Below are 14,041 nucleotides of genomic sequence, written 5' to 3' on the forward strand. Positions count from 1 at the left end.
TAATATTTAGCTTCCATGGCGCGACCGTTAGAGATCATGCTGCTGCGCACCTTCGTGATGCTTGTCGAGCAGCGCAGCGTCACGCGCGTCGCCCAGAAGCTTCACCGCACGCAGCCGGCAGTCAGCCTGCAGATCCGGCGACTGGAGGAGGCGGCGGGGCAGGCGTTGTTCGAGACCGATCTCAGGCGGCTGCGCCTGACGCCGCACGGCGAGACGCTGCTGCCTTACGCCCGCGCCATGCTGCGCATGCATGACGAGGCCCAGCTCAAGCTGTCGTCGGAAGAGATCGAAGGCCGCGTCACCCTCGGCTGCCCGGACCTCTACGCGGCCTTCCTGCTGCCGGAGACCCTGGCGAGCTTCCGGCAGGCCTATCCCCGCGTCGAAGTCTCGGTACGCTGCGCCCTGTCCCGGCAGATCGCGACCGACATGGACGAAGGCCTCGTCGACGTCGCCATCGCCACCCGCATGCCGGGCGTCCAGCCCCGGACGGGCGACGCGAGCCGGCTGCGGGCGGAGAAGCTGGTGTGGCTCGGCGCGGAGGGCGGCGACGCCCATCGCCGGCCGCAGGTGCCGCTCGCCATGCTGCCCGAAGGCAATCTCTACCGGGACCTCGCCTTGATGGCGCTGAACGAGGCCGGCCGCGGATGGCGGATCGCCTGCGTGTCGGAGAGCATCGCCGGGCTTCAGGCGATGGCGCTCGCCGACGCCGCCGTCATCGTGCTGTCAGCCTCGGTCGACGCCAAGGGTCTCGTCCGGCTCGCGCCGGAGACCGGACTGCCGCCGCTCGCCGACGTCGACATCATGCTCTGGCGGCGCATCCAGGGGCTGTCGCAGGCGGCGGAGCATTTCGCCCGCCATATCGAGCAGCATGTCGGCCGGAACGCAGCGACGAAAGAGGCGGCCTGACGCCTCAGCCGCGGTCGGGCGCGCCGGCGGACCCTATCGCCGCGATCGGCGCCTTTGTCGAAGCGGCTGAAGCGGCCGGCTCACATCCGCGGCGGCAACTGGACGCGGTGGGGCAGGGTGGCCGGGTTGATTCCCTCCGCCGGCTTCACATTGGCGCAAGCCGCCAGCGGGGCTGCGAGCAGGAAGGCGGCGATCGCCGCCCGGGCGATCATCATGCGGCGGATCGGTTCTGGAGTCATGGTCGCTCTTGCGTCCCGGCTTCGACATGGCGGCGGACTATGGACCGCGTCGACGTCGACGTCGACGTCGCGCTGGCGTCGCGGGCAGCCGGGCGGCATGGTGGCGAAAGCGATGTGCAATCTCTATTCGATGACCAAGCCGCAGGATGCGGTCCGCCAGATGACGCGCGCCTTGCGCGATCATGCAGGCAATCTACCCGCTCTTGCGGCGATCTTTCCGGATCAGCCCGCTCCGATCGTCCGGGTCGCGGACGGCGAGCGAGAGCTCGCTTTGGCGCGCTGGGGCATGCCCTCGCCGCTCTTCGCTCTGCAGGGGCGATCGACAGACCCCGGCGTCACCAACATCCGCAACACGGCGTCTCCCCATTGGCGGCGCTGGCTCTCGCCCGCAAACCGCTGCGTCGCGCCGTTCACAAGCTTCACCGAGTACGAAACGACGCCGGAGGGCAAGAAGGCGACGGTCTGGTTCGCCCTTGACGAGAGCCGGCCGCTCGCCGTGTTCGCGGGGCTGTGGGCGAGGTGGACCAGCGTGAGGAAAGTGCGGGAAGGCGAGGTTACGGCTGATCTTTTCGGCATCCTCACCACCGAGGCCAACGACGTGGTGGCGCCGATTCACCCCAAGGCGATGCCGGCGATCCTGACGACCCCGGAGGAGATCGACGTCTGGCTTCGCGCCGACTGGGCCGAGGCGCGGACTCTTCAGAGGCCGCTCCCGTCCCATCTCCTGAAAATCGTGGCGCGCGGAGAGAAAGAAGACATCGCGCCCGGAACGGCGTGACGCCGGGCCGAGCTGATCTCGGGCCGACCTTCGGGCGTGAAGCTTATGAAGCTCTTATATCCGCGACCAAGCCGCCAAACCTGTCGATGACTGCGCCATCCGGCCCGGCGGGAGAAACATGACAGGGAATTAATTAGCGCTCCACCCCGCCCCGTCCTATGTTGTTCGAGACAGGACGCAGCAAGCGCTCCTACGCCCCGCGGTGCGAATGACCGCGTGACCTGAAGGAGATTTATCATGGCTCTGTGGACCGCTCCCATCGTTGAAGAGACCCCCGTCGGCCTCGAGGTCACCTCGTACAGCCCGGCGGAGCTCTGAGCCTAAAGCTCAGTCTCTTCTAGGAAATTCGAAGCCCCGCGCAGCGCAAGCCGCGCGGGGCTTTCGTTTGTCTTGGGGCCCGTTTGCCTGGGCGCCGTCAGCTCGCGGCGACATAACGCTCAAGGCCGGCTTCTAGGTCGCCGATCAGATCCTCGACGTCTTCCAGCCCGATGTGAAGCCGCAGCGTCGGGCCCCTCGGAGTCCAGTTCGTCGCCGTCCGCACCCCGGAGGCGTCGTAAGGGATGGCCAGGCTTTCAAATCCGCCCCAGGAATAGCCCAGACCGAACAGCTCGAGCCCGTCGAGCAGAGCCGCCACCGCATCTTTCGGGGCCGGCTTGAGCTCCAGGGCGAAGAGTCCCGACGCGCCGCTGAAATCGCGCTTCCACAGCGCGTGTCCGGGGTCGCTTTCCAAGGCGGGATGGCGAACCTTGGCGACTTCGGGCCGAAGCTCCAGCCAGCGCGCCACCCGCAGAGCCGACGCCTGGTGATGGGCGAGCCGCACGCCGAGCGTCCGCAGGCCGCGCAACGCGAGAAACATGTCGTCCGGCCCGACGCACAGCCCGAGCGCGCCGTGGGCCGCTTTCAGGGCCGGCGCATAGGCTCCCGTCGCGGACACCCAGCCGATGAGAACGTCGGCGTGGCCGCCGAGATATTTGGTGCCGGCGGAGACCGCGAGGTCGACGCCGTGGTCGTGAGCCTTGAAGTACAAGGGCGTCGCCCAGGTGTTGTCCATGATGACCGCCGCGCCGCGCGCGTGGGCCGCGCCCGCAATCGCCGGGACGTCCTGGATCTCGAAGGTCAGCGAACTCGGGCTCTCGACATAGACGGCCTTCGTGTTTGGCCGCATGAGGTCGGCGACATGGGCGCCGAGCGCCGGGTCGTAATAGGTCGTCTCGACGCCGAGCTTCTTCAGCAGACCGTCGCACAGTCGCCGCGTCGGCTCGTAGACGCCGTCCGTCATCAGCAGGTGGTCGCCGGCCCCGAGCGCGGCGAGCAGCGCGAGCGCGCAGGCGTTGAGGCCCGACGTCGCGAGCGCGACATGGGCGCCGCCTTCGAGCGCGGCCAGGGCGTCGCACAGCGCGTCCGAGGTCGGGGTCCCGCGTCGGCCGTAGCTGTAGCGTCCCTTGGCGGACGCATAATCCGCCATGGTCTCCCAGACGACCGTCGAGCCGCGCACGATTGGCGGGTTGACGAAGCCGAACTGCTCCGCGGGATCGCGCCCCCGGATCACGAGTTCGGTCATCGGGCCGTAAGTGCGGTCGCTCGCCATGTCCGGGACGCCTGCTTCGTGCGGAGCCAAGGACATGGCGGCTCGCGCAATCGGCCGTCAAGCGCCGCGCGCGGGCGGCGTCGGGCTTCCCGGGAACGCGCCTGGCTTCCGCAAGTCGTCTTGTGCTTTTTTTGGACCGTCGTTAGCGTCCTGACCCTTAGATCAAGAACACGTTCATGGGGGAACTACCGATGACGCGTCGTCTCTTTCGCTTCGTCGTTCGGGCGACATTCGCGCTGGCGGCCATGTCGCCTGCGGCCGTATCGGCCCAGAACCGGGCCACGGTGGAGGTTCCCGCCGACAAGGCGCGCGTCACAGGACAGATGACCATCGACTACGCCTCGCGCTCCGAACGCTCGGCGAGTGGCATCGACACCTATGAAATCCAGGAGCTCAAGGTCGCCGACCTGTTCATCATGCGCGGAACGGTCCAGAGGCAGCCGGGCGCGCGCATGACCTACAGCCTGCGCTACGACGTGTTCAATCCCGCCAATCCCTCGCAGATCGCGCGCGACGTCGCGATCCTGCGCGGCGACCTTCCGATCGACGCCAAGGGCCGCTATTTGCCGGCCGACGGCAATCTGCGCATCGACGTCGTCAAGGGCCAGCAGTCGTCCTCAAAGTTCGGCGGCGTGCTGCAGGGCCGGCGGGTGCTGAAATGGTGGGACGTGGCCGAGCGTCTGAAGACCGCCCGCGCCGAGGCCGACAAGATCTACGCCCGCGTCATCGAGGGAAAAACGGTGACCATCACCGTCAAGAATCCGGATCCCCTCGGATTCGAGAACGTGGCGCTGGCGGCCGGGCCGTTCTCGTTCCTCGTGCCGACCAAGGTGACGGGAAACCTCGATTACGACTATGAGCTCGGCAACTGGCTGACCGACGGCGGAGGCCTCAACTTCGCCTACACGATCGGCGACCGGCCTTACAGCGACAAGGTCACCGGCTCGATCCGCTATGTCGAAGAGGAAGGCTCGTTCACCGATCCGGCCGGCAAGAAGCGCGACTACACCGGTTACTACGACTACAATTTGAGGTGGAACGAACAGGCGGTCCAGAACGACCAGTCGTTCTTCTCCTCGAGCCAGTCCCAGGACGCGGACGCGTTCTTCTCCTCATCCGACCAAAGCAAGCCCGGCCTGTATGGACGCGTCTACTACAAGGACACGGAAGACTACTGCAAGAAGCAGAAGACCGACAAAGGCGAGGACGAATGCGTCGGGCCGACCCGCTCGGAAGTCGTCTACGACCTGAAGGCCGTCGGCCTGACGTATCAGCAGTTGGCCTACTGGATGAAGGTCGAGCCGCTGGCGCTGGGTCCCCTCACCGACGAGTGAGCGCGGCGCGGCGCGCGGCCCGGCGTCGCTCGCGGAACCATCGGCCTCGCTACGGCTTGTTCCCAGGCACAAGGCAACGCGGGGACGACGATGAGCGCAGGTTCACCTAAGCCGGAAGAGGACAGCACGATGGTCGACGGCGCGTCCGAGGCCGACGCCGCTCGTCCCGTCAAATTTGAACACCGCAAGGGGGTCGGGCCGGGCGAGGGCGGCTCGCCGGCCGGCGACGAAGCGCCGGACGCCGGCGAACTTGCCGGCTCGAAGCGCAAGGACGGCGAGCCGGCCCCCGCGGCGTCGCCGGCGTCTCCCGGCGCGATCCCGCCGGACGAGGTCACCACCGAGACCGACGACGGCGTCTCCTGACGTCGTCCCAGCCTTCGGTCAGACCGGCTCCCGCGTGACCGCGAGCCATTCCCGCGCCCGCGCCTCGGGGTCCGCGGCGCCGAGCACGTTGTTGACGACCGCGACGATGTCGGCGCCGGCGGCGAGGCACTGGCGCGCCCTGTCGGGCGTGAGGCCGCCGATCGCGATCAGCGGGCGGTCCCCGATCGCCCGCTTCCATTCGTCGATCCTGTCGAGCCCCTGCGGGCCGAAGGGCATTGTCTTGAGGATCGTTGGCCAGATCGGTCCGAGAGCGATCTGATCCGCCCCGACGGACAGCGCGCGGTCGAGCTCGGCGTGGTCGTGGGTGCTGACGCCGATCTCCAGGCCCTTGGCCCGAAGGGCGGCGAGGTCCGCGGCGTCGAGGTCCTCCTGGCCGAGATGGACGTGGCTCGCGCCCTCGTCGATCGCGATCTCCCAGTAGTCGTTGACGACGAGCACGGCGCCCGCGCGCCGGCAGTCCGACAGCGCCTCGCGCACCGCGCGCCGCACCTCGTCGGCGGGGGCGTCCTTGATCCGCAGCTGGATCAGCCGCGCGCCGGCGCCGACCAGCCGGCGCACCCACGCCGCGCTGTCGACGACGGGATAGAAGGCGTCGAGCGGTTGGCTCACGCGAGGCTCGCCCGGCCAAACACCGGCGTGGACGGCGCCGCCATGTCGCGCGGTTCGATGGGGCCTGCGAGGAAGCCCGAGCGGCCGGCTTCGATCGCGCGTCCGAAGGCGCCCGCCATCGCCACGGGGTCCGCGGCCTTCGCCACAGCCGTGTTCAACAGGATGGCGTCGTAGCCGAGCTCCATGGCGGCCGCTGCGTGGCTCGGCTTGCCGATGCCGGCGTCGACCACCAGCGGCACGTCGGGGAAATGCGCGCGGAGCGAGCGCAGGGCGTAGACGTCGTTCAGCCCCATGCCGGTGCCGATCGGCGCGCCCCAGGGCATCAGCACCTTGCAGCCGGCCTCCAGCAGCCGCTCGGCGACCACGAGGTCGGACGTCGTGTAGGGAAACACCTCGAAACCGTCGTCGGTCAGGATCTTGGCGGCCTCCACGAGACCGAACACGTCGGGCTGCAGCGTGTCGGCGTCGCCGATCACTTCGAGCTTGACCCACGGCGTGCCGAACACTTCGCGCGCCATCTGCGCCGTTGTGACGGCCTCCTTGACCGAATGGCAGCCGGCCGTGTTGGGGAGCACGCGGACGCCGAGATCGCGGATCAGTCCCCAGAAATCCTGGCCCTCGCGCAGCCGCCCGGATTCCCGGCGGAGCGACACCGTGACGATTTCGGCGCCCGAGGCGCGCACCGCGTCGGCGAGCACGGCCGGGGAGGGATATTGCGCGGTGCCGAGGAGCAGCCGCGAGCCGATCGGGGTTCCATAAAAGTCCATGCGTCAGCCTCCCTGCCGCGGCGAGACGATCTCGATGCGGTCGCCGTCGGTCAGCGCGGTCTCTTCCCGAGCGCGCGCCGGCACGAAGGCGCCGTTGACGGCGGTCGCGACGACGGCGTCGCCATAATCGAGCGCGGCGAGGGCTGCGGCGAGATCGGCCGCCTCGAGCTCACGCGCTGAGCCGTTGACGATCAGTTTCATGCGAAGGCTCCGAAGTCTGGAATACGGCGTCCGCAGCCTTACGGGCGTAGGCCGGCGAGAGCAGGAAGCCGTTGCGGTAGAAGCCGTTGAGACGGAACAGGCGTCCCCGCTGCTCGATCCGGGGGAGATTGTCCGGAAACGCCGGCCGCAACTGGGCGCAGGTTTCGACGATCTCCGCCTCGCCGAAGGCCGGATGAAGCGCATAGGCGCCATTGATGAGCTCGACGGCCGAGCGGGCCGAGACGCCGGCGCGCGAGGCGCTTTCGATCGACGTCGCGCCCACCATAAAGAGATGGTCCGCGCGCGGGATGACATAGAGCGCGATGCGCGGATGCAGAAGGCGGATTGGGCGCGAGAACGAGATCTCGTCCGTGCGGAGCAGCAGCATCTCGCCACGGACGCCGCGCAGCTCCGTCAGGTCGCGGCGCGCGCCGAGGCCACGGCAGTCGAGCACGGCGTCGCCCTCGGCCGTCTCGGGGTCGGCGTCGACCGCGAACCGCACGCGACCGCCCAGGGCCTCCAGCCGCCTGATGAGCGCGGGCAGGGCCCTGCGCGGATCGACATGGCCTTCCTGCGGGAAGAACAGCCCGGTCGCGAAGCGTCCGGCGAGGTCGGGCTCGATTTCCGCGATACGCTCCCCGTCGACGCGTTCGTAGCGCTCGGTCAGTCGGGCGAAACGGGCGAGGTCGGCGGCGTCGCGGCGCGACGCCACGACGAGCGTGCCGTTGACGTCCACCTCGTCGATCTCGCGCGGCCACCAGGCGAGAGCCTCGGGTCCGAGCTCGGCGACCTCGTCCTCGCCGGCCTCCGCCTCGCACCAGGGCGCGATCATGCCGCCGGCGGCCCAGGAGCACGCGTCTTCGCCGAGGCGTTCGCTCCGCTCGAGGACGTCGACCTCAGCGCCGCGCCGGGCGAGCTCCACCGCTGCAACGAGGCCGGCGACGCCGGCGCCGATCACCGTGACGCGCATGGCTCCAACGCTCCTTCGACCTCCGCTCGACGCAAAGCCTCGCGATCACGGATCGTCGTCGACAGTGAAGGAAAAGCGGAGCGGACGCCTCAGGCGCCGCGGAACCCGTTCCTTCGCCGGCATGACCCGGATCAGGTTCAAAGGGTCCGGCCGATCGCCGTCTCAGCCCCTGCGGGCGCCCCTCGGATGCGTGGAAAGAGTGGTGATCGGACCGCCAGGTGTCAACCGGAAGCGCCGGCGGCGGCATCCCGACGCGCGAACTCCGTCAGGGCGTCCAGCCGCACGCCTTGGCGATCTTGGCGCGCACGGTCGCGAAGCCCGACGTGTCGAACACGGTCTCATGAACCGCGCCGCTCGGCTCCCGGACCGTGAATCGCAGCGTCCCCGGGTCGGATATCGCCCGCAGGAAATCCTCGGGCGGGTCGTCGAGGAAGACGGCCTTTCCGTTGGTGGAGACGACCCATTTCGAGGCCTTCGCTTCACCGGCGCCGACCTCGAACGTCACCGCGAGCTTCTGTCCGGAAGCGCCCCATCCGCCGGTCGTTCCGACCAGAAATTCGGTGCGTCCGCTGAGGCAGCGCGCGATCATGTAGCTCGGTTCGTTGTAGGAGGCCGAGGGCGCGGGCAGGAGCGCGGTGGCGTAGCCGCCGCCGGCGTCCGGCAGTTCGGCCGTGTACGTCCACCCGTCGGCGCGGCCGCCCTCGGCCGACGCGACGGATGAAAGCAGGAGCAGGGCGGCGGTCAGAGCGATTCTGAGCATGGCGGTCGCCGGATGAGGGAGAGCGAGGGCCGGTCTACGCGGTCGTCATCGTCCTGGACCTGCCGACCCTGCATCGGAGCAATCCGGCGATGCGCCGGCGACGGGAGCGGCCGTCCTTGACTTGAACGACCCTCGGCGCAGGTGCGCGCTCACGCCATTCTGCGGCCTGTTCGCCGCTCGCCGTCATTTCCCCCAACCAAGGAGTCCGCGCCATGACGCGCTTTCAGGGCAAGATCATACTCATCACCGGCGGCACGTCCGGCATCGGCTTCGCGACCGCGCAGCGTCTGACGGAGGAGGGCGCGCGGGTCGTTCTCACGGGGCAGAACCCCGGCCGGATCAACGAGGCGCGCAAGGCGCTTCCCGACGCCGTCGTGATCGCGAACGACGCCGCGGATCCACAGGCGGCGGAGGCGCTCGCGGTCGAAATCCGCGGCACGGTCGGCGAGCTCGACGGCGCGTTCCTGAACGCGGGCGCCGGCGCCTTCAACACGCTGCAGGACGTGTCGGCGGAGGACATCGACAGGCAGTTTGCGCTCAACGTCCGCGGTCCGATCCTGCAGGCCAAGGCGCTCAGCCCGGTGATGCGGGACGGCGGGTCGTTCCTTCTGGTCGGCTCGGGCACCGTCGGCTCGCCTCGCGCCGACGTGCTGGTCTACGCCTCCACCAAGGCCGCGATCCGCCAGATCGCCCGATCGCTTGCGAGTGAATTCGCGCCGCGCAAGATTCGCGTGAACGTGGTGACGCCGGGACTGACCGAGACCGGCTTTCACGATCGCGCTGGCATGACCGCCGACGCCAAGGCCGCCTACAAGGCCGCCGTCGCCCAGGCGGTGCCGCTGAAGCGCCTCGGCCACACCGCGGATGTCGCCGCCGTCGCCTGCTTCCTGTTGTCCGACGAGGCGGCGTACGTCACCGGCGCGGACTACGCCGTGAACGGCGGGGTCAACATGGCCTGACCTCGGGCGGCCCTCGCGAGCTTCTTGGACAGTCACCTGCATGTAATTGGAATAACTATAACTTTGCTGCGCTGGCTTGCCTCGGCGCCGCCTCCTGGACTACAGCCGATCGTCGATCGGCCAGCGTTCACGAGGCCAGCGGAGGTTGCGTCCATGACGTCGCTCGTCACCGAAGCCGAGATCACGCTGCCCGACGCCGCCGGGCTCGCCGCCAAGTTCATCGAACACCTCGCCGAGCATGACGTCGCCTGCGAGACGTCGGCGGGGCGCACCGTGGCGGATCTCGGCATCGGCGCGGGCGTGCTCGAGGCCAGCGGCCCCCTGCTCAAGGTGCGGCTCGAGGCCGACGATCTCGGAAAGCTCGAAATGCTGCGCTCCTTCGTGGCCTCGCATGTCGTGGAGTTCGCGGACGGCCCGGAGCCGTCGATCGTCTGGCGCGGCGGCGTCGGGCGGAGCGACGCCTTCTCCGACTTCCGCGAGGTGACGCTGAAAGGCGTCCGGACGATCGCCCCGCGCATGCGACGGCTGACCTTTGCCGGGGACGTCGCGCGCTTCGCGTCCGAAAAGGACCTGCACGTCCGCATGTATTTTCCGCCCGAGGGACTGGCCGAGCCGGAATGGCCCCGGCCCGGTCCCGACGGTCGCACGATCTGGCCCGCGGACGACCGCAAGCCCGAGGTCCGCTACTACACGGTGCGCCGCGTCGACGTGGCGACCGGCGAAATCGATCTCGACTTCGTGCTGCACGCCGACGCCGGCCCGGGCGCCGACTTCGCCCTGCGAGCTGCGGCCGGATCGGTCTGCGGGATCGCGGGGCCGCTCGGCCGCACCGCTCCGACGGCCGCCTGGACGCTGCTCGCTGGCGACGAGACCGCGTTGCCCGCAATCGCGCGTATCCTCGAGGCGATGCCGGCCGACGCCCGGGGCGCGGCCCTGATCGAGGTCGAGGACGAAAGCGACGAGATCCCGCTCGATGCGCCCGCCGGCCTCGAGATCCGCTGGCTTCGGCGCGGGGGCGAGACGGCCGGCGCGCCGCTCGTCGCGGCGATCGCGGCCCTGCCTTGGCCCGACGAGCCGGACCTGTTCGTCTGGGTCGCGTGCGAATATGGCGCGTCGAAGACGATCCGGAAGCATCTCAGGAGCGTCCGGGGCCTGCCCCGCGAGCGGCATCTCGTGGTGGGCTACTGGGAGCGCGAGGCGCGCTGAGGCCTCCGGAGATCCGGTCTCCGTCAGGCCGTCGCGCGCCGTTCCAGAAGCCGCTCCACTTGGTCGCGGCCCGGCAGGGCGTCAAACACGCCGAAGCGCGTGGTCGCGAGGGCTCCCCCGGCCACAGCCCGGGTCAGCGCGTCCTCCCACGCGCGACCCTCGCACAGCGCGACCGCGAGTCCGGCGGCGAAGGCGTCCCCCGCGCCGAGCGTGTCGATGGCGGCGACCGGGAAGGCTGACTGCGTCAGAGGCTCCTCGCCCCGTCGAAAGGCCCGGGCGCCGCGGGATCCGATCGTGACGACAAGCGCCCGGACGCCGCGCTCGAACAGCGCCTCCGCGAGCGGCTCGGCGCTCTCCGCGCGGTCCCCCGGCGGCGGCGCGCCGACCATTCGCGCCAGACCGGCCGCCTCCACGACGTTGACGATCAGGATGGAGGTGTCCGCCAGCATGGCCGCCGAAGGCGGGCGGAACGGGGACGGGTTCAGAAACGTCAGCCTGCCGGCCGCCCGTGCGATCGCAAAAGCCTCCACGATGGGGGCGTCCGGAATTTCGAACTGCGCGAGAACGGCGTCCGCCTCGGCGACGAGTTCGGCGGAGGCGGCGACGTCTTCCCCCGTCAGGGCGAAATTGGCCCCGGAATGAACGGCGAGACAGGTCTCGCCGGATTGCGCTATGAAGCCGACCCCGGCGCCTGTCGGCGCGCGCCGGCGTCGCAGCATGGAGACCGGCAGATCCGCCCGCCGCAGCGCCGGTTCGGCGAGCGCGCTCAAATCATCGTCACCAATGGCGATGAGGCCGTCGACATGCGCGCCGAGGCGCCGCGCCGCAACGGCGAGATTCAGGCCCTTGCCGCCGGCTTCGAGGGCGAACGCCGTCGCGGCGAGCGTTTCCCCCGGTTCCGGCAGACGCTCGACCTGCGCGGTGCAGGCCGCTACGAAGCTGCCGAGAATGAAAAGATTCGCAACTCGTCCTGTTTCAGGCATCATTCTGGCGCCATGTTGAACAAAACTGTGAATGCTGGGATGCGTCGGGGCGACGGTCGCCCGCTTAATAATGCCCGGACCGTGCACACCCCAGTGAAAGAGCAGCCTAGCCTTCAGAGTCGTCTTCGACTTCGCGACGACACGGCGATGCCGATGTATCGCCAGCTTGAAGATCAGATCGGCGCTCTGATTCGCAGCGGCGAGCTGCCGCCGGGCACCACGTTGCCCGCGGAACGTCAGCTTGCGCAATACCTCGGCATCAGCCGGACGACGGTTCAACATTGCTATGGCGCGCTGCGCCGCAAGCGCCTGCTCAGCGCGCATGGTCGACTCGGCTTCATCGTCGAGCCGCCGGACGCGCAGATCAAACCCGGCATGGAGCGCCTGAAGGGGTTCACGGAGGAGATGCGAGAGCTCGGTCGCGTGCCCTCGTCGGAAGTTCTTGAGCGGGTTGTGATCCACGACAGGTCCATCGCCTCTCTCTTCGGCCTGCCGTCGACCGCCTCCTTCCTGAAGCTGGTGCGCGTGCGCATGGGCGACGGCATCCCTCTGTCGCGCGAAGTCGCCTGGTACAATCTCGCGGCCGCAGAAGGCCTCGAGTCCGCCGACGTCAGCGGGTCGGTGTATGAGACGCTGAGAGAGCTCGGCGCGCCCCTGACAAGTTGCGAGCAGACGATCGAGGCCACCCAGCCGAACGAAGAGGAGTGCGCGATCTTCGGTTTCGAAACGCCGCGCCCGTGTCTGCTGATCAAGCGCCGCACCTTCGACCCCGACAGTCGCATGGTCGAATATGTCGAGGGACTGTTCCGCGGGGACGCCTACGCCTACCGGCTGAAGCTCGCCGTCTGAGCCAGCTTCGCCATTCGCAAGGCTGAGCGACGCGCCATAGCGCGACGCCGTCGTCCTCATGGATTTCTCATGGCTCGCCTCAAACCCTCATTCGTCTGCCAGGTCTGCGGCGCCGTCGCGCCGCGCTGGTCGGGCAAATGCGAGGCCTGCGGCGCATGGAACGCGATCGTGGAGGAGGCGGCCGCGGCGCCGCTGACCGGAGGGACGGCGGCGGCTCGGGCGCTCGGCCGGGGTCGGGTCGTGGTGCTGGAAGGGCTGACGGGCGCGACGGACGAGGCGCCGAGGCTGGCCTCAGGGATCGCCGAACTCGACCGCGTGACCGGCGGCGGCTTCGTGTTCGGGTCGGTGCTGCTGCTCGGCGGCGAGCCCGGCATCGGCAAGTCGACGCTGCTCCTCCAGGCCAGCGCGGCGCTGGCGCGCTCCGGCGCTCGCGTCGTCTATGTCTCGGGCGAAGAGGCGGCGGGCCAGGTGCGGCTGCGCGCCCAGCGGCTCGGTCTCGGCGACGCGCCGGTCGCCCTCGCCGCGGAGACCTGCGTCGAGGACATCCTGGCGACGCTCAAGGACGGGCCGCAGCCGAGGCTCGTCATCGTCGATTCGATTCAGACGCTGTGGACCGGCCAGGTGGAGTCGGCGCCGGGCACGGTCACCCAGGTCCGGGCGTCCGCGCAGGCGATGATCCGTTACGCGAAGACCACCGGCGCCTGCATCGTGCTCGTCGGCCACGTCACCAAGGACGGACAGATCGCGGGTCCGCGCGTGGTCGAACACATGGTCGACGCCGTGCTCTCCTTCGAGGGCGATTCGGGCCGTGATTTCCGCATCCTGCGCGCCCAGAAGAACCGCTTCGGCCCGACCGACGAGATCGGCGTGTTCGCGATGACCGGCGACGGGCTGGAGGAGGTCACGAACCCCTCCGCGCTTTTCCTCGGCGACCGCGAGCCCGACGCGCCGGGCACGGCGGTGCTGGCGGGGCTCGAGGGGTCGCGTCCGCTGCTGGTCGAGATCCAGGCGCTGGTGGTGCCGTCGACGCTCGGCACGCCGAGGCGGGCGGTGATCGGCTGGGACAATGCGCGGCTCGCCATGGTGCTCGCGGTGCTTGAAGCGCGCTGCGGCGTGCGGCTTGGGGGGCACGACGTCCATCTCGCCGTCGCCGGCGGCCTGCGCGTGCAGGAGCCGGCGGCCGACCTCGCGGTCGCCGCGGCGCTCGTGTCGTCGATGACGGGATCGCCGCTCCCGGTCGACGCCGTGTTCTTCGGAGAGGTAGGTCTGACCGGCGCGGTGAGGCCCGTCGCCCATCCCGGGCCCCGCCTGCGGGAGGCGGCGCGCCTCGGCTTCAAGCGCGCGGCGCTGCCGGCGGCGGCGGCGGACGCCGCGGCGGAGTCCGGCATCGTCGCGCTCGCGGTGCCGACGCTCGACGCGCTCGTCGCCCGCCTCGCCGCGCGCGCGGGCGCAGCGCGACCGAATGATGCGTGACGGCGCCGGGCGTGCGGGGTATAGAGAGCCGGCCC

Annotated in this window: 16 protein-coding genes, 2 pseudogenes and 1 riboswitch; of the genes and pseudogenes, 10 read left to right on the top strand and 8 right to left on the bottom strand. The window is 69.7% G+C overall.

The window, feature by feature from the left end; all coding sequences use genetic code 11:
- Positions 1 to 15: 15 nt before the first annotated feature.
- Positions 16 to 906 carry a LysR substrate-binding domain-containing protein gene (locus ACO2RJ_RS02875; protein ID WP_423266500.1) on the top strand — a complete coding sequence of 297 codons (891 nt, stop codon included), beginning with the start codon at positions 16 to 18 and terminating at the stop codon, positions 904 to 906.
- A gap of 80 nt (positions 907 to 986) precedes the next feature.
- Here ACO2RJ_RS02875 and ACO2RJ_RS02880 read toward each other — a convergent pair whose 3' ends face one another.
- On the bottom strand, positions 987 to 1,145 hold the full coding sequence (locus tag ACO2RJ_RS02880) for a hypothetical protein (RefSeq protein WP_423266501.1): 159 nt from the start codon (positions 1,143 to 1,145) through the stop codon (positions 987 to 989).
- 112 nt (positions 1,146 to 1,257) lie between these two features.
- On the opposite strand from ACO2RJ_RS02880, the gene ACO2RJ_RS02885 reads away from it, so the two are divergent.
- On the top strand, positions 1,258 to 1,923 hold the full coding sequence (locus ACO2RJ_RS02885) for an SOS response-associated peptidase (protein ID WP_423268894.1): 666 nt from the start codon (positions 1,258 to 1,260) through the stop codon (positions 1,921 to 1,923).
- Positions 1,924 to 2,160: 237 nt separating this feature from the next.
- On the top strand, positions 2,161 to 2,241 hold the full coding sequence (gene pqqA / locus ACO2RJ_RS02890; RefSeq protein ID WP_128779492.1) for a pyrroloquinoline quinone precursor peptide PqqA: 81 nt from the start codon (positions 2,161 to 2,163) through the stop codon (positions 2,239 to 2,241).
- A gap of 97 nt (positions 2,242 to 2,338) precedes the next feature.
- Here the strand turns inward: pqqA and metC are convergent, their stop codons facing one another.
- Positions 2,339 to 3,511 (bottom strand): cystathionine beta-lyase, encoded by a 1,173-nt coding sequence (gene metC / locus ACO2RJ_RS02895; RefSeq protein WP_423266502.1) that lies wholly within the window; start codon positions 3,509 to 3,511, stop codon positions 2,339 to 2,341.
- Between the two features lie 191 nt (positions 3,512 to 3,702).
- On the opposite strand from metC, the gene ACO2RJ_RS02900 reads away from it, so the two are divergent.
- Positions 3,703 to 4,845 carry a hypothetical protein gene (locus ACO2RJ_RS02900; protein WP_423266503.1) on the top strand — a complete coding sequence of 381 codons (1,143 nt, stop codon included), beginning with the start codon at positions 3,703 to 3,705 and terminating at the stop codon, positions 4,843 to 4,845.
- Positions 4,846 to 4,935: 90 nt separating this feature from the next.
- A complete protein-coding gene (locus tag ACO2RJ_RS02905; protein ID WP_423266504.1) occupies positions 4,936 to 5,208 on the top strand; it encodes a hypothetical protein in 273 nt (90 codons plus the stop codon).
- 18 nt (positions 5,209 to 5,226) lie between these two features.
- Here ACO2RJ_RS02905 and ACO2RJ_RS02910 read toward each other — a convergent pair whose 3' ends face one another.
- The 5 genes and pseudogenes from ACO2RJ_RS02910 to ACO2RJ_RS02930 form a co-directional block, all read right to left on the bottom strand.
- Positions 5,227 to 5,838 carry a thiamine phosphate synthase gene (locus ACO2RJ_RS02910; protein ID WP_423266505.1) on the bottom strand — a complete coding sequence of 204 codons (612 nt, stop codon included), beginning with the start codon at positions 5,836 to 5,838 and terminating at the stop codon, positions 5,227 to 5,229.
- Positions 5,835 to 6,605, bottom strand: coding sequence for a thiazole synthase (locus tag ACO2RJ_RS02915; RefSeq protein WP_423266506.1), 771 nt, complete (start codon positions 6,603 to 6,605; stop codon positions 5,835 to 5,837). The genes ACO2RJ_RS02910 and ACO2RJ_RS02915 overlap by 4 nt, the downstream gene beginning before the upstream one ends.
- A 3-nt stretch (positions 6,606 to 6,608) precedes the next feature.
- Positions 6,609 to 6,806 (bottom strand): sulfur carrier protein ThiS, encoded by a 198-nt coding sequence (gene thiS / locus ACO2RJ_RS02920; protein ID WP_423266507.1) that lies wholly within the window; start codon positions 6,804 to 6,806, stop codon positions 6,609 to 6,611.
- Positions 6,775 to 7,797 (bottom strand): annotated as a pseudogene (gene thiO / locus ACO2RJ_RS02925) (glycine oxidase ThiO); the annotation flags it as partial. The pseudogene thiO and the gene thiS, both read right to left, overlap by 32 nt.
- A gap of 70 nt (positions 7,798 to 7,867) precedes the next feature.
- Positions 7,868 to 7,969, bottom strand: a riboswitch (TPP riboswitch).
- A 72-nt stretch (positions 7,970 to 8,041) separates the two neighbouring features.
- Positions 8,042 to 8,536, bottom strand: a complete 495-nt coding sequence (locus ACO2RJ_RS02930; RefSeq protein ID WP_423266508.1) for a hypothetical protein — start codon at positions 8,534 to 8,536, stop codon at positions 8,042 to 8,044.
- A 212-nt stretch (positions 8,537 to 8,748) separates the two neighbouring features.
- On the opposite strand from ACO2RJ_RS02930, the gene ACO2RJ_RS02935 reads away from it, so the two are divergent.
- Together ACO2RJ_RS02935 and ACO2RJ_RS02940 are read left to right on the top strand one after the other, a co-directional pair.
- Positions 8,749 to 9,495, top strand: coding sequence for an SDR family oxidoreductase (locus ACO2RJ_RS02935; protein ID WP_423266509.1), 747 nt, complete (start codon positions 8,749 to 8,751; stop codon positions 9,493 to 9,495).
- Between the two features lie 153 nt (positions 9,496 to 9,648).
- The gene (locus ACO2RJ_RS02940) at positions 9,649 to 10,701 is read left to right on the top strand and encodes a DUF2218 domain-containing protein (RefSeq protein ID WP_423266510.1); all 1,053 of its coding nucleotides are present in this window, start codon (positions 9,649 to 9,651) and stop codon (positions 10,699 to 10,701) included.
- Between the two features lie 23 nt (positions 10,702 to 10,724).
- Here ACO2RJ_RS02940 and ACO2RJ_RS02945 read toward each other — a convergent pair whose 3' ends face one another.
- Positions 10,725 to 11,687 (bottom strand): ribokinase, encoded by a 963-nt coding sequence (locus ACO2RJ_RS02945; protein WP_423266511.1) that lies wholly within the window; start codon positions 11,685 to 11,687, stop codon positions 10,725 to 10,727.
- A 150-nt stretch (positions 11,688 to 11,837) separates the two neighbouring features.
- On the opposite strand from ACO2RJ_RS02945, the pseudogene ACO2RJ_RS02950 reads away from it, so the two are divergent.
- From ACO2RJ_RS02950 to radA, 3 genes and pseudogenes are all read left to right on the top strand, one after another.
- Positions 11,838 to 11,969: pseudogene (locus tag ACO2RJ_RS02950) on the top strand (GntR family transcriptional regulator); the annotation flags it as partial.
- 168 nt (positions 11,970 to 12,137) lie between these two features.
- A complete protein-coding gene (locus ACO2RJ_RS02955; protein WP_423268895.1) occupies positions 12,138 to 12,533 on the top strand; it encodes a GntR family transcriptional regulator in 396 nt (131 codons plus the stop codon).
- 69 nt (positions 12,534 to 12,602) lie between these two features.
- Entirely contained in the window at positions 12,603 to 14,006 is a 1,404-nt protein-coding gene (radA, locus tag ACO2RJ_RS02960; RefSeq protein ID WP_423266512.1) for a DNA repair protein RadA, read from the top strand.
- Positions 14,007 to 14,041: the final 35 nt, after the last annotated feature.

The organism is Hansschlegelia sp. KR7-227 (assembly GCF_049446035.1).
GTDB lineage: Bacteria > Pseudomonadota > Alphaproteobacteria > Rhizobiales > Methylopilaceae > Methylopila.

Excerpts from the sequence above, each read along its gene's own strand:
- ACO2RJ_RS02875 (WP_423266500.1), top strand. The coding sequence starts at position 16 with ATGGCGCGACCGTTAGAGATCATGCTGCTGCGCACCTTCGTGATGCTT.
- ACO2RJ_RS02880 (WP_423266501.1), bottom strand. The coding sequence starts at position 1,145 with ATGACTCCAGAACCGATCCGCCGCATGATGATCGCCCGGGCGGCGATC.
- ACO2RJ_RS02885 (WP_423268894.1), top strand. The coding sequence starts at position 1,258 with ATGTGCAATCTCTATTCGATGACCAAGCCGCAGGATGCGGTCCGCCAG.
- pqqA (WP_128779492.1), top strand. The coding sequence starts at position 2,161 with ATGGCTCTGTGGACCGCTCCCATCGTTGAAGAGACCCCCGTCGGCCTC.
- metC (WP_423266502.1), bottom strand. The coding sequence starts at position 3,511 with ATGGCGAGCGACCGCACTTACGGCCCGATGACCGAACTCGTGATCCGG.
- ACO2RJ_RS02900 (WP_423266503.1), top strand. The coding sequence starts at position 3,703 with ATGACGCGTCGTCTCTTTCGCTTCGTCGTTCGGGCGACATTCGCGCTG.
- ACO2RJ_RS02905 (WP_423266504.1), top strand. The coding sequence starts at position 4,936 with ATGAGCGCAGGTTCACCTAAGCCGGAAGAGGACAGCACGATGGTCGAC.
- ACO2RJ_RS02915 (WP_423266506.1), bottom strand. The coding sequence starts at position 6,605 with ATGGACTTTTATGGAACCCCGATCGGCTCGCGGCTGCTCCTCGGCACC.
- thiS (WP_423266507.1), bottom strand. The coding sequence starts at position 6,806 with ATGAAACTGATCGTCAACGGCTCAGCGCGTGAGCTCGAGGCGGCCGAT.
- ACO2RJ_RS02930 (WP_423266508.1), bottom strand. The coding sequence starts at position 8,536 with ATGCTCAGAATCGCTCTGACCGCCGCCCTGCTCCTGCTTTCATCCGTC.
- ACO2RJ_RS02935 (WP_423266509.1), top strand. The coding sequence starts at position 8,749 with ATGACGCGCTTTCAGGGCAAGATCATACTCATCACCGGCGGCACGTCC.
- ACO2RJ_RS02940 (WP_423266510.1), top strand. The coding sequence starts at position 9,649 with ATGACGTCGCTCGTCACCGAAGCCGAGATCACGCTGCCCGACGCCGCC.
- ACO2RJ_RS02945 (WP_423266511.1), bottom strand. The coding sequence starts at position 11,687 with ATGATGCCTGAAACAGGACGAGTTGCGAATCTTTTCATTCTCGGCAGC.
- radA (WP_423266512.1), top strand. The coding sequence starts at position 12,603 with ATGGCTCGCCTCAAACCCTCATTCGTCTGCCAGGTCTGCGGCGCCGTC.